General features: G+C 63.1%; 11 protein-coding genes and 1 tRNA gene. 5 read left to right on the top strand and 7 right to left on the bottom strand.

What is annotated here, in order from left to right:
- Positions 1–4 precede the first annotated feature (4 nt).
- Positions 5–2,605 (bottom strand): [protein-PII] uridylyltransferase, encoded by a 2,601-nt coding sequence (locus QZ656_RS05625; RefSeq protein ID WP_291992470.1) that lies wholly within the window; start codon positions 2,603–2,605, stop codon positions 5–7.
- Positions 2,602–2,931, bottom strand: coding sequence for a hypothetical protein (locus QZ656_RS05620; protein ID WP_291992469.1), 330 nt, complete (start codon positions 2,929–2,931; stop codon positions 2,602–2,604). The genes QZ656_RS05625 and QZ656_RS05620 overlap by 4 nt, the downstream gene beginning before the upstream one ends.
- Positions 2,932–3,419: 488 nt before the next feature.
- On the opposite strand from QZ656_RS05620, the gene gltA reads away from it, so the two are divergent.
- On the top strand, positions 3,420–4,721 hold the full coding sequence (gene gltA / locus QZ656_RS05615; protein WP_291992468.1) for a citrate synthase: 1,302 nt from the start codon (positions 3,420–3,422) through the stop codon (positions 4,719–4,721).
- A 170-nt stretch (positions 4,722–4,891) separates the two neighbouring features.
- On the opposite strand, the gene QZ656_RS05610 is transcribed toward gltA, so the two are convergent.
- Complete coding sequence (locus QZ656_RS05610) at positions 4,892–5,473, bottom strand: DUF3365 domain-containing protein (protein WP_291992467.1); 582 nt, start codon at positions 5,471–5,473, stop codon at positions 4,892–4,894.
- Positions 5,474–5,763: 290 nt separating this feature from the next.
- Here QZ656_RS05610 and QZ656_RS05605 point away from each other — a divergent pair, with 290 nt between their 5' ends.
- The 4 genes from QZ656_RS05605 (at position 5,764) to QZ656_RS05590 (ending at position 9,029) form a co-directional block, all read left to right on the top strand.
- The gene (locus QZ656_RS05605; protein ID WP_291992466.1) at positions 5,764–7,179 is read left to right on the top strand and encodes a circularly permuted type 2 ATP-grasp protein; all 1,416 of its coding nucleotides are present in this window, start codon (positions 5,764–5,766) and stop codon (positions 7,177–7,179) included.
- 18 nt (positions 7,180–7,197) lie between these two features.
- Entirely contained in the window at positions 7,198–8,130 is a 933-nt protein-coding gene (locus tag QZ656_RS05600; RefSeq protein ID WP_291992465.1) for an alpha-E domain-containing protein, read from the top strand.
- Between the two features lie 234 nt (positions 8,131–8,364).
- Positions 8,365–8,439: transfer RNA gene (locus QZ656_RS05595), tRNA-Val, on the top strand.
- 302 nt (positions 8,440–8,741) lie between these two features.
- A complete protein-coding gene (locus QZ656_RS05590; RefSeq protein WP_291992464.1) occupies positions 8,742–9,029 on the top strand; it encodes a DUF3579 domain-containing protein in 288 nt (95 codons plus the stop codon).
- Between the two features lie 197 nt (positions 9,030–9,226).
- Here the strand turns inward: QZ656_RS05590 and murA are convergent, their stop codons facing one another.
- The 4 genes from murA to QZ656_RS05570 are packed head-to-tail and all read right to left on the bottom strand — an operon-like array spanning position 9,227 to position 12,406.
- On the bottom strand, positions 9,227–10,489 hold the full coding sequence (gene murA, locus QZ656_RS05585) for a UDP-N-acetylglucosamine 1-carboxyvinyltransferase (RefSeq protein WP_291992463.1): 1,263 nt from the start codon (positions 10,487–10,489) through the stop codon (positions 9,227–9,229).
- Positions 10,482–10,727 carry a BolA family protein gene (locus QZ656_RS05580; protein ID WP_291992462.1) on the bottom strand — a complete coding sequence of 82 codons (246 nt, stop codon included), beginning with the start codon at positions 10,725–10,727 and terminating at the stop codon, positions 10,482–10,484. Before QZ656_RS05580 ends, murA begins: the two co-directional genes overlap by 8 nt.
- 3 nt (positions 10,728–10,730) lie before the next feature.
- Complete coding sequence (locus tag QZ656_RS05575; protein ID WP_291992461.1) at positions 10,731–11,483, bottom strand: ABC transporter permease; 753 nt, start codon at positions 11,481–11,483, stop codon at positions 10,731–10,733.
- Complete coding sequence (locus QZ656_RS05570; protein WP_291992460.1) at positions 11,480–12,406, bottom strand: ABC transporter ATP-binding protein; 927 nt, start codon at positions 12,404–12,406, stop codon at positions 11,480–11,482. Before QZ656_RS05570 ends, QZ656_RS05575 begins: the two co-directional genes overlap by 4 nt.
- Positions 12,407–12,428: the final 22 nt, after the last annotated feature.

The following is a 12,428-nucleotide window of genomic DNA, read 5'->3' as shown; positions in this document are numbered from 1 at the left end:
AGGCTCAGAGCAGTAGCTGTTTCAGCAAATCTGTTTCCAGTTTGACACGGCTGGCGCTTTCCTCGAGATGGCCGCCGCTGATCAGGAAGGTATCTTCGACGCGTTCGCCGAGCGTGGCAATCTTGGCGGTATGCAGATTGGCGCGATGCGCTGCCAGTTGTGTAGCGATCAGGAACAGCAGGCCGGGACGATCGGCGGCAACGACGGTGAGGACGAACATTTTGCCGGTTTCGTCGGCTTCGAGGCTGACCAGCGGCTGGATATTCACCAGCGGCTGCAAGGGGAAGTGTCTGACCTGCCGCGAAATGCGGCCGCTCGCGGGTTGGTCGGTTGGCAAGCGTCCGGACAAGCGCTCGCTCAGCTCGTGTTCGATGTAGCTGATCATCTCGCGCCTGCCGCCGCGGTTGTTGACGTCGAGGACAATGAAGGTGTCGAGCGCGTAGCCGGCACGCGTGGTGTGGATCTTGGCGTCGACGATGCTGAAGCCGGCACGGCTGAAGAAGCCGACGATGCGTACGAACAGGTCCTTTTCATCGTGCGTGTAGACCATCACTTCGATGCCCGCGCCGAGCGGGCTGAGGCGGGCCTTGACCAGCGCTTGCTCGGGCTTGCGGCTATCGTGCAGGGTGCGCGCGTGCCAGGCGATTTCCTCGGCCGAGTGACGGAGGAAATAGACCGTATCGACCGCTTTCCAGAGGCGCTCATGGATCGCTTTTGGAAGTGCCAGGTAGCGCATCACGCGCCTGGCTTCGTCTTGCCTTTGGGCGATGACGCCGGCGGCCATCGGCGGCGTTTCAGTCGACCGGAGATGCCGCCGGGTGGCGGTGAACAGTTGTTCGAGCAGTTGGCCCTTCCAGGCATTCCATACTTTCGGGCTGGTGCCGCGAATGTCGGCGACGGTCAGCAGGTAGAGTGCGACCAGATGGCGTTCGTCACCGACGCTGGCGGCGAACGTCGCGATCACGCCGGGGTCCGAAATGTCCTGCTTTTGGGCGGTTCTGGACATCAGCAGGTGCTGGCCAACGAGCCACACCGCCAGCTCGGTCTCGTCTGCTTGCAGGCCGTGCTCGGTGCAGAACTGTCTGGTGTCGACGGCGCCGAGTTGGCAGTGATCACCGCCTCGCCCCTTGGCGATGTCGTGAAAAAGTGCGGCAATGTAGAGCAGCCAGGGATTGCCGAAGTCGCTGATCAGGCGGCTGCACAGCGGGTATTCGTGCGCGAACTCCTCGATGCTGAAGCGGCGGAGCTTGCCCATCACCTGCAGGATGTGCTGATCGACGGTGTAGGCGTGGAACAGGTCGTGCTGCATTTGCCCGACGATCCGTCCGAAAGCGGGCAGATAGCGACCGAGGAGTCCCAACTGGTTCATTCGACGGCAGCTCTCGGTGAGCCGCTGGCCGTTCTTGAAGAGTTCCAGGAAGTTGGCGCGGTTGGCCGGGTTGCTACGGAAGTCGTCTTCGATCAGCGCCCGCGCACGCCACAGGGCGCGCTGCGCCCGGGCCGTCAACCCGTGCAAACCGGCTTGCTGCTGGAGCAGCAAAAAGGCCTCGAAGATCGCCGTCGGCGTTTCGTTGAAAACGTCTTCGTGGACCACGTCGAGGAACTCGTGGGTGTTCTGGAAGCGCTCGTTGATCGCCTGCGGTGCTTGCTCCGGCGGCGGCAGCAGCGCCGCGCCGATGTTGTGCAGCAGGATGGTACTGATCTGCATTACCGTCTTTGCCGTCCGATAATACTTTTGCATCAGCATCTCGCTGGCGCGGCGGGCGGCTGTGGCGGTGAATCCGAGCTGCTCGGCCAGCGCCGTCTGGTACTCGAAGAGCAGTCGATCTTCGCGCCGTCCGGCGAGCAGGTGCAAGCGTGTGCGCAGGCCGCGCAGGAAATCTTCACACGACTGCAGGAGCTGCTCTTCGGCGGCGGTCATAAAGCCGCGTTGCGCGAGATCCTTCCAGCATTTGCCGTAGCCGGCGGGCTGTGTGATCCACAGAATCAGCTGTAGATCGCGCAGCCCGCCGGGGCCTTCCTTGCAGTTCGCCTCCAGGCTGTAGGGCGTTTCGCCAAAGCGCTGATGGCGGTCTTCCTGTTCGATCCGTTTACCCTGGAAGAAGCTCAGGGCCTCCAGACCGGCGCGGGTCCGCAAGAAGAAGTCTGCAAAGAGTGACGCGCTACCGGCCAGCAGCCGTGCCTCGATCAGCGACGTTTGCACGGTAATGTTGTTGGCTGCCTGTTGCAGACACTCGTCGATGGTGCGCACGCTGTGGCCCGTCTCCAAGCCGATGTCCCAGAACAGGGCGACCAGGCGTTCGAGCTGGGCGCTCAGCAAGGGGTCGGGTTGCGCCGGTAGAAGGATCAGCAGATCGACGTCCGAGGCCGGGTACAGCTCACCGCGTCCGTAGCCGCCCACCGCCAGCAAGGCCAGCGAGGGCGGCAAGTCAAGCGCCCTCCACAGTTCGCCGAGGACGTCGTCGATCAGCCGGCAGCGTTCGGCGAGCAGACGGACGACGTCACCATCTTCCAGGAAGTGCTGGCAAATCACCTTCTGGTCGGTCTGTAGGCGGTCCTTGCAGAGGGCAATCAGGGCGTTCCTGGCGTCGCTATCGTCGCTCATCTCGACTCGCCGGAGTGGGCAGCAATGGCCCTTGTCGAGAGTGCTACCCTGAGCAGCGCCAGGTATGGACGCGCCGGCGCCGAGCAGTGCTCGACGTGCCCGCGCATCAGCAGCAGGCGCCCGGCCGGCAGCGGCTGCGTGCGCTGGCGCTCGCCTTCGAGCAAGTCCAGCAGATTTTCCTTCGCCGCGCCCCAGTAGCATGCGTTGTCGTGCTCGCCGGTCTCCGACGCCGCCTGACCGCAAGCGCTTATCCACAGTGCCTCGGCGCGGTGATCGCTGACTGCCGCTCGGCGCGCCAGCCAGGGAAGCATTTTCGCTGTCTTCATGTTGTCCTTTGTTGATCAAAGCGGCCCGCCTGGTCGATCGCAGAATCTTATCGTCCGCAAAGCGGCGTCTCTTGGGACGCCGCCGGTGGGTTAGCAACAAGGCCCAAGCAATATTCGTGCAAGCGTCGACCTGGCGCCTGCACGGCGCCATCGAATGGCGCTTTCCCGGCTGCCGATTTGGCGATCTCGCACGACCGCCGGAGCGATGCTGCAAAAGGGCTTTGTCGGCGGAACTGCGGTACACTTGTCGAGCAAAGGGCTCCCTCGCGCAAGCAGCTGCCGGCTGGTGTTGATGGCCTGATGGCACCGCTTGGGTGCGCCAGTGGCAGCTGATGGCCCTGAAACAGGGCGAGCGGCACGCCAGCGGCGGCGGGCACCGAGATGGCGATCGACCAGGGACGTGCAGGATCTACAAAGTGAGCGCAGAGCGAAGGCGGCGCCTTCAAACTGCAAGTCGTGATGTCAAGGACCTGAAGGGGAATCAAGTGATGAGTATCGAACGTAAGGCGACGTTGACCATTGCCGGCGAAGGCTCGGTGGACTTTCCGATTCTGTCGCCGACGCATGGCCACGACTGCGTAGACATTCGCGCATTGGGCGGCAACACCGATCACTTCGGCTACGATGCGGGCTTCGAGTCGACCGCCAGTTGCAAGTCGAGCATCACCTTCATCGATGGCGCGAAAGGAGAGCTGCTCTATCGCGGCTACCCGATCGAGCAGCTCTCCGACCAGTGTGATTTTCTTGAAGTCGCGCATTTATTGAAGAATGGCGAGCTGCCGAATCTTGCCCAGAGGGCGGCTTTCGAGTCGACGATCCGCAAGAACGCACCGGTGCATGGGCAGATGGTGAACTTCTACCAGGGCTTTCGGCGTGACGCGCATCCGATGCCGGTGATGGTCGGCGTAGTCGGCGCGCTGTCGGCGTTTCATCGCGAAGCGGCCGATTTTTCGGACGTCGAGCAGCGTAGTCTCACCATCCACCGAATCATTGCCAAGATGCCGACGCTGGCGGCGATGGCCTACAAGTATACCGTCGGCCAGCCACCCGTCAGCCCGCGCAACGATCTTGGCTACGCCGCCAACTTTTTGAACATGATGTTCGGCGTGCCCGCCGAAGCGTATCGGGCGAACCCGGTCCTGGTACGCGCCTTCGACCGGTTGCTGATCCTGCACGCCGACCATGCTCAGGACGCTTCGACCTCGACGGTACGGATGGCGGGTTCGTCCGGAGCCAACCCGTTTGCCTGCATTTCCGCGGCGATTGCCTGCCTTTCGGGTCCGGTGCACGGCGGCGCCAGTGAGGCCTGCCTGGCGATGCTCGACGAGGTCGGCGACGTTTCGCGGGTCGCTGAAATGATCAGCCGTTCGCGAGTCGAGGGTGACCGCTTCAAACTGACCGGCTTTGGTCTCTACGTTTACCGCAACTTCGACCCGCGCGCCAAGCTGATGCGCAAGCTGTGTACCGATGTGCTGACGGAGTTGGGTCTCGAGAACGACCGTCTGTTCAAGCTGGCGATCGCCCTCGACAAGATCGCGCTCGAAGATCCCTACTTCGTCAAGAACCGGCTCTACCCGAATATCGACTTCTATTCGGGTATTCTCCAGAAGGCACTCGGTATCCCGGCGTCGATGTTTGCCTGCATCGTCGCCGTCGCCCGTACGGCCGGCTGGATGGCGCAGTGGGAAGAGATGCGTGCCGATCCCGAATACAAGATCGCTCGCCCGCGGCAGCTGTACACCGGTGTCGCCAGACGCAACGTGCCGGCCGCATCGATTGCCGGCTCGTAGCCGAGAAGTGGGTCTGGGTGGGGGCGTTCAGGCTCCGGCCAAGTCCGGCAGAGGCGTCCGCTTGGCCTCTTGGGCGGCGCCCGGCAAGCGTCCTGACAAACGCCAATGGTCGATTCGCCAGCCAGCCGCCACGGCGGCGCCGGACGGCGGCGGTCAGCCGATGATCAGCCCTAGAGTGGCCGCTTGACCGACAGTGCGCCGCGGACCTCGCCGACCCGATAGCCGTTCGCACGATCGTCTGGGTAGTCCTTGGCCAGCGCAGCGGAGAGAGCTTCCGAGCGTGCGTCGGCAGGGCCATGGCAGGTCTGGCAAACCTCGGCGACCGGCAGTGCCTTCATGTAGCGGTAGCTGCGCTGGCCGTCATCGGCGGTAAGGATTTCGCCGATTTCAAGTTGCTCGGGCTTGGCGCCGTTGGCAACCTGGATGTCGAACTCTGCCAGTTGTCGCGCCTCCCAGGCATCGGGTGTGCCGGTCGTCGCGTTGCGGGTCTTCAGGCTGACGCGGCGGATACTCCAGCCGGTCTGCTGTCGCAGCTCCTGCAAGAGTTGTGGCGCCTGTTCCTTGCAGATGGCGATCGCCGCGACCGGACCTTTCTCTTGCACGGCGGTCTGCATGGCGTGCACGACTTTAGGCAGCACCGGTAGCGCCGTCTTGCGCGTTTCAGCGAGTAGTTGAGCGGAATCCTGCGCGCCGGCGGTCTGGATGAGCGATAGCAGCGACACGGCGACGACGATTGCGGTAGCGTTCTTCATGGCGGCTCCTGGCAAAATATAAGCGAGTGCTAATGTACCATGGGCAGCGCGGCGCTGTCATCCGGGTCCCCCGGGTGCCCGCGAGCAGTAGTGGTCGTCCCGATCAGTCTTGCTCGCTGATCGATGGCGGCGCTTGTGACGCACCAACAGAGTGCTTTGTCGGCGCTCGGCGCACCATGTGCAGGCACCGCGGGCGCCTTGCCGCGGCGCGATTGCTGGTCTGCGCGTGTCTCCGTGATTTGGCATGATTTGTGCTAGCTTAGAAATATCCAACACTGGCGGTGAGCCTGATGAACGCTGATTTCTACGATGAGATGTACGACGCGGCCGGGACGCTGCGCCCACATTACCGGGTCTTTGCGGAATGGCTGGCAGCGATGCCGCCTGAGCGACGCCTGCGCAAGCAGGCCGAGGCCGACACCGCCTTTCACCGCGTCGGCATCACCTTCGCCGTGTACGGCGAAAAGGCTGGCACGGAACGGCTGATCCCCTTCGATATCATTCCGCGGATCATTCCGGCGGCCGAGTGGACAATGCTGGAGGCCGGCCTGCGGCAGCGGGTGAAAGCGCTCAATGCCTTTCTGCACGATATTTACCACGACCAGGAAATTCTCAGCGCTGGTCGGATTCCTCCCGAGCAAGTCCTGAACAACACGCAATTCCGCCGCGAGATGGTTGGTGTTGATGTGCCCTCGGGAATTTATGCGCATATCGCCGGCGTCGATCTGGTGCGCGCTGGTGCCGGTGAGTCCTACGTCCTGGAAGACAATCTGCGCGTCCCGTCGGGCGTTTCTTATTTGCTCGAAGACCGCAAGATGATGATGCGGCTGTTTCCCGAGCTCTTTTCGCGACACCAGGTCGCGCCGGTCCAGCATTATCCCGACATGCTGCTCGAAAACCTGCGCACGGTAGCGCCGAAAGGCGTCGTCGACCCGACGGTGGTGGTGTTGACTCCCGGCACCTACAACAGCGCCTATTTTGAGCACAGTTTTCTGGCGCAGCAGATGGGCGTCGAACTGGTCGAAGGTAGAGACCTTTTCGTCAAGGACGAGACGGTATTCATGCGGACTACGCAGGGACCGCAGCGCGTGGACGTCATCTACCGCCGGCTGGATGACGACTTCCTCGATCCACTGGCCTTCAACAAGGAGTCGATGCTCGGCGTTCCTGGCCTGCTCGCCGCCTATCGTGCCGGCCAGGTGACGCTGGCCAACGCCATCGGCGCTGGGGTCGCCGACGACAAGTCGATTTATCCCTACGTGCCGGAAATGATCCGCTTCTATCTCGGCGAGGAACCGACGCTCCACAATGTGCCGACGTGGATGCTGCGCAAGCCCGACGACCTCAAGTACGTACTGGCGCACTTGCCTGAACTGGTGGTCAAGGAAGTGCACGGCGCCGGCGGCTACGGGATGCTCGTCGGGCCGGCGTCGAGCAAGGCCGAGATCGAGGATTTCCGCGCCCGGATCGTCGCCGCACCGGAAAAATATATCGCCCAGCCGACGCTGGCGCTATCCACCTGTCCGACCTTTGTCGAGTCTGGGATCGCGCCGCGCCACCTTGATCTGCGTCCCTTCGTCCTTTCCGGCAAGAGCATCAGCATGCTGCCGGGTGGTCTGACACGGGTTGCGCTGCGCGAAGGCTCGCTGGTCGTCAACTCGTCGCAGGGTGGCGGGACCAAGGACACCTGGGTTTTGGAAAACTGAGATGTACGGAGAGCAGACATGTTGAGCCGCACCGCTGATCACCTTTACTGGATGGCACGTTTCGCCGAACGTGCGGAAAACCTGGCCCGTCTGCTGGACGTTTCTTACCAGATGTCGATGGTGCCGCAGTCGCTCGCCGCGCAGAACGAGAACTGGCGGGCAATTCTCGCGCTCAACAGCCTGGAGGGCGCGTTTGCCGAGGTCTACGACACGGCCAATGTCGAGAATGTCCTGCGCTTCATGGTTTCCGACGCGAGCAATCCGTCGTCGATCTTAAGCTGCGTGCGCGCCGCGCGTGAAAACGCGCATGCCGTACGCGGCGCGATGACCGCCGAGATGTGGGAAAGCGTGAACGCCACGTGGATCGAACTGCGTCAGCAGGACTTCGAGCAGATTCTCGCGCGCGGCGTCAGCGAATTCTTCGACTGGGTCAAACTACGCTCGGCGGTCATCCGTGGCGTGACCTTCGGGACCATGCTGCGCGACGATGCCCTGCACTTTATTCGCCTCGGCGGCCTCATCGAGCGCGCCGACAATACCGCTCGCATTCTCGACATGCAGTATCACATCCTGCGCAACGGCGACGAGGGGGCCAGCGACTTCTACCGCTGGGGTGCGCTGCTGCGTTCGCTGTCAGCATTTCAGGTCTACCGCAAGGTCTATCGCGACGCCATCACCCCGGGCCGCGTTGCCGAGCTGCTGATCCTGCGCCGGGACCTGCCGAGGTCGCTGCATGCGTGTTCCGACGGCATCGTCCGGATGCTGCAGTTGATCGCCAACAACGGCTCGGCGGAGACCCAGCGGCAAGCCGGCGTGCTGCACGCTGGACTGCATTTTGCGCGTATCGAGGATGTCTTTGCCAGCGGGCTGCACGAATATCTGACCGATTTCATGGATCGCATTTACGTGCTTGGCGACGGTATCAGTCAGGACTTCCTGGTGCCGGCTTGAGGCGATTTATGTCAGATAACATCCCGTCATGTGGGGCCGTCAACGGCTGCCGCAGAGCAGAGTTGGTGCTTCCCCTGACAACGCCCGAAGCGCCGCCTCGTCTGCCGAGCAGCGCGGCACGAGCGCCTCGCCGTCGGCCGCCCGGATTGACCCGCCTGGCGACTTATGATCTAATCCCGCCTTCTGTCGGCCAGCTCGCTGACTGGCAGGCGCTTCGGCAAGCAGCAAAAAAAAGGGCGATTAACTCAGCGGTAGAGTGCCACCTTCACACGGTGGAAGCCAGTGGTTCGATCCCACTATCGCCCACCAATGCCGCTTGCAAACATCGCGGTTTGCCATTGCAGTGCTTGGCACTGTCGCGCGCGCAGTCGGCTCATGGCGGCCTTCCGCGCCGCCCGACGTCGCACTCGTGGCAAGCGCCCGAGCCGGCACGGCCGGCGTCGATACGGCCGGAAGTCGAACCCGATAGCCATGCTGGGCGGCGCCACGAGAGCGGTCAGGCAGCCTCCTTTCTGGTAGAATCACCCCGTCGAAATCATCCCTAAGCGTTCAATGACAACCCGCCAGGCACGCCGCTGTTGGCGGCCCGGTCGTTACCAAAATCCCCAGATATGACTACTTCGTCGCACGCGTCTTTCATCATCGTCGGCTTGACCACCGCCGGCAAGAAGTTCCGCCCCAGCGACTGGGCTGAGCGCTTATGCGGAGTTATGTCGGCTTTCGGCGCCGAGAAGAGAATGCGCTATTCGCCTTATGTCGGTCCGCGAAATTATCAGGGCGAGAAGGCTGTTTTCGTAGACGCACGCTTGTACGAAGTCGAACCCATGGCTTATCGGTTCGTTCTCCACTTCGCTCGGGACAATGATCTGCAACTGATCGAAGGCGCCGCGCTCGGCTGATCGCTCGCGTCACGCGCGGTGCTTGGCCATCGGGGCTCTCACCCGTCATGGCGCCGCCGACGGGGGCGGCGTTGCCAGGCTTCTCGCGCCGCTCGTCCCGTCCCGTCCCGTCCCGTCCCGTGTCCGCGGGCGTCGCTGCCGACTCAGGCCGACTGTTTGGGCGTCATCAGCAAGGGATCTTTATGCGCGGCACCGTTTCAACTCAGGCGGCTGACGCGTGCGCCGAGTTGGCCGAGCTTTTCCTCGATCGCCTCGTATCCGCGGTCGAGATGATAGATCCGCTCGATCACCGTTTCGCCTTGCGCTACCAGGCCGGCGATGACCAGGCTGGCGGAGGCGCGCAGGTCTGTCGCCATCACCGTCGCGCCATCGAGGTGGTCGACGCCGGTGACCATGGCGTTGCTGGCGTCGATCCTGATATTGGCTCCCAGACGGATCAGTTCGACGGCGTGCATGAAGCGATTTTCGAAGATCGTCTCGCGAATCACGGCTGATCCTTCGGCGACACAGTTGATGGCCATGAACTGCGCCTGCATGTCGGTCGGGAAAGCCGGGTAGGGCGCGGTGCGGATGCTCACCGCCTTGAGTCTCGCTGGCGCCTGCAGGGTGATCGCGTCGCGCTCGGTGACGAGTTCGCAACCGGCGTCGAACAACTTGTCGACCACCGCGTCGAGATAAGCGGCGGAAGTATTGGTCAGACGAATTTTGCCGCCGGTAGCGGCGGCGGCGCAAAGATAGGTGCCGGTCTCAATGCGGTCGGCCATGATCGCATGCGTCGCGCCGTGCAGGCGCTTGACTCCCTGGATGCGGATCGTGTCGGTGCCGGCACCGGCAATCTGGGCGCCCATCGACACCAGGCAGTTGGCCAGATCGATTACCTCGGGTTCGCGGGCGGCGTTCTCAATAATTGATTCGCCCTTCGCCAGAACGGCTGCCATCATCAGGTTTTCGGTGCCGGTGACAGTGACCATGTCGGTGACGATGCGTGCCCCTTCGAGGCCACGTTTTCCCCGCGCCCGGGCGTGGATATAGCCGTGCTCGACGTGGATCTCGGCACCCATGGCCTGCAAGCCCTTGATGTGTTGCTCGACCGGCCGCGCACCGATCGCGCAGCCCCCCGGCAATGACACGCGCGCCTCGCCATGACGCGCCAGCAAAGGGCCGAGGACCAGGATCGCCGCGCGCATGGTCTTGACCATGTCGTACGGCGCCAGTGGATTGTCGAGCCCCTTGCTGTTCAATACCAGGCCGTCGAGACCCCCGTCGGCGACTTTGACGCCCATCTGCTTGAGCAGGCGCAGCATCGTCGAGATGTCCTTCAGTCGCGGCACGTTGGTCAGACGCAGAGGATCGGACGACAGCAGACTGGCGCAGAGGATCGGCAGCGCCGCGTTCTTGGCGCCGGAAATGGCGATTTCTCCGGACAGCGGCGTGCCGCCCTGGATCAGCAGCTTATCCACGCGTCGCACTCCATTCGTCCGGGGTCTGGGTTTTCATCGACAGGGCGTGCAGTTCGCCGCTGTTGAAATGCGCACGCAGCACTTCGTTGACTCGTTGCTGCCGTTGCACGCGGTTTCTGCCGACGAACTCGCTGCTGACGATCAGGGCCTCGAAATGCTGGCCGTCGCCAGCGACCTGCAGGTGTTCGCACGACATCCCGTCGGCGATGATTTTACGGACTTGTTCAGGCTGCATCATAATTCATGACCTCAGTTTGTAACCGCTTCTGAGCAGTGCCAGCGTTGCCGCCGAGACCACCAGGAAGCTGCCTACGACGACCGCCAAGCTGAGCTCCGGTGCTACGTCCGAGACACCGAAAAAGCCGAAGCGAAAGCCGTCGATCATATAGAACACGGGGTTGAAACGCGACACCAGCTGCCAGAATTCCGGTAGCGAGTGGATCGAGTAGAAGACGCCCGAGAGCATCGTCAGGGGCATGATCAGGAAGTTCTGAAAGCCCGCCAACTGGTCGAACTTGTCTGCCCAGATGCCGGCGATCATTCCCAGCGCGCCCATGATGGCGCCGCCGATGGCGACGAACAGCACGATCCACATCGGCGCGATGAAGGTGAGCGGTGCGAACCACATGGTCACCAGCAGGACGCCGCTGCCGACCATCACGCCGCGCAGCATCGCGGCAACGACATAGGCCAGAAAGAACTCGACGTAGGAGATCGGCGGCAGCAGCACGAAGACCACGCTGCCCGTCACTTTCGACTGGATCAGGCTCGACGAGCTATTGGCAAAGGCGTTTTGCAGCGCCGACATGATCACCAGCCCGGGAATCAGAAAGGCCGCGTAGGGCACGCTGTGCACGCGGACGTGCGACTCGAGCACGTGCGAGAAGATCATCAGGTACAGCAGGGCCGTCAGTACCGGCGCGCCGACGGTCTGGAAGCTCACTTTCCAGAAACGCAGGAGCTCCTTGTAGAGCAGGGTCCGGAAGCCACTCATCGGCAAGCGGCCGGCGCGGCGCTGCCACTGTTTTTCATGACCCCGAGGAAGACGTCCTCGAGGTCGGTCTGCGTCAGGCGCAGGTCGTCGACGACGCAGTGGCCCTCGCGCAGAGCGGCCAGCAAAGGTTCGATTTCGTTCAGGCTGTCGAGATGGAAGGTCCAGGTTGCCGCGCTCTCCGTCGCCCGCTCACGCAGTGCCGGCGGCAGCGTCTGCGCCGCTGCCAGGCGCAGCTGCAGGGTTTGCCCAGCGACGCGCGCCAGGAGGTTGCGGGTGGTGTCCAGGGCCACCACGTGCCCCTGCTTGAGCATCGCGATGCGCCCGCACAGGGCTTCGGCCTCCTCGAGATAGTGGGTGGTCAGGATTACCGTATGCCCGTCCTGGTTGAGGCGCCGGACGAACTGCCAGAGGCCCTGGCGCAGCTCGACGTCGACGCCGGCGGTGGGTTCGTCGAGGACGATCACCGGCGGCTTGTGTACCAGCGCCTGGGCGACCAGGACTCGCCGCTTCATGCCGCCCGACAGGCGCCGCATATTGACCTCGGCCTTGCTGGTCAGATCGAGGTTGGCGAGAATTTCGTCGATCCAGTCGTCGTTGTTGCGGATTCCGAAGTAGCCGGACTGGATGCGCAGCGTTTCGCGGACCGAGAAAAACGGGTCGAAAACAAGCTCTTGCGGGACCACGCCAAGCCGGCGCCGCGCTTCGCGGTAATCGCCGACGACGTCGTGGCCGAGGACGCTCAGCGTGCCTGCGTCTGGCCTGACGAGACCAGCCAGGCACGAAATCAGCGTCGTTTTGCCGGCGCCGTTGGGGCCCAGCAGACCGAAGAACTCGCCTTCGGCAATCTGCAGCGAAACGCCGGCCAGCGCCCGCAGCGAGCCAAAATGTTTTTCGACGCGATCAATGGCAACGGCGATGCTCATGACATCAGTACAGGCGACGAAG

The sequence above is a fragment of the Candidatus Accumulibacter sp. ACC003 genome (assembly GCF_907163085.1).
Classification (GTDB): Bacteria; Pseudomonadota; Gammaproteobacteria; order Burkholderiales; family Rhodocyclaceae; genus Accumulibacter.
Note: the sequence above shows the minus strand (reverse complement) of the source record. Positions and strands in the feature narration are given on the sequence as shown.

Excerpts from the sequence above, each read along its gene's own strand:
- QZ656_RS05590 (WP_291992464.1), top strand. The coding sequence starts at position 8,742 with ATGACTACTTCGTCGCACGCGTCTTTCATCATCGTCGGCTTGACCACC.
- QZ656_RS05570 (WP_291992460.1), bottom strand. The coding sequence starts at position 12,406 with ATGAGCATCGCCGTTGCCATTGATCGCGTCGAAAAACATTTTGGCTCG.
- QZ656_RS05580 (WP_291992462.1), bottom strand. The coding sequence starts at position 10,727 with ATGATGCAGCCTGAACAAGTCCGTAAAATCATCGCCGACGGGATGTCG.
- gltA (WP_291992468.1), top strand. The coding sequence starts at position 3,420 with ATGAGTATCGAACGTAAGGCGACGTTGACCATTGCCGGCGAAGGCTCG.
- QZ656_RS05625 (WP_291992470.1), bottom strand. The coding sequence starts at position 2,605 with ATGAGCGACGATAGCGACGCCAGGAACGCCCTGATTGCCCTCTGCAAG.
- QZ656_RS05605 (WP_291992466.1), top strand. The coding sequence starts at position 5,764 with ATGAACGCTGATTTCTACGATGAGATGTACGACGCGGCCGGGACGCTG.
- QZ656_RS05610 (WP_291992467.1), bottom strand. The coding sequence starts at position 5,473 with ATGAAGAACGCTACCGCAATCGTCGTCGCCGTGTCGCTGCTATCGCTC.
- QZ656_RS05575 (WP_291992461.1), bottom strand. The coding sequence starts at position 11,483 with ATGAGTGGCTTCCGGACCCTGCTCTACAAGGAGCTCCTGCGTTTCTGG.
- QZ656_RS05600 (WP_291992465.1), top strand. The coding sequence starts at position 7,198 with ATGTTGAGCCGCACCGCTGATCACCTTTACTGGATGGCACGTTTCGCC.
- QZ656_RS05620 (WP_291992469.1), bottom strand. The coding sequence starts at position 2,931 with ATGAAGACAGCGAAAATGCTTCCCTGGCTGGCGCGCCGAGCGGCAGTC.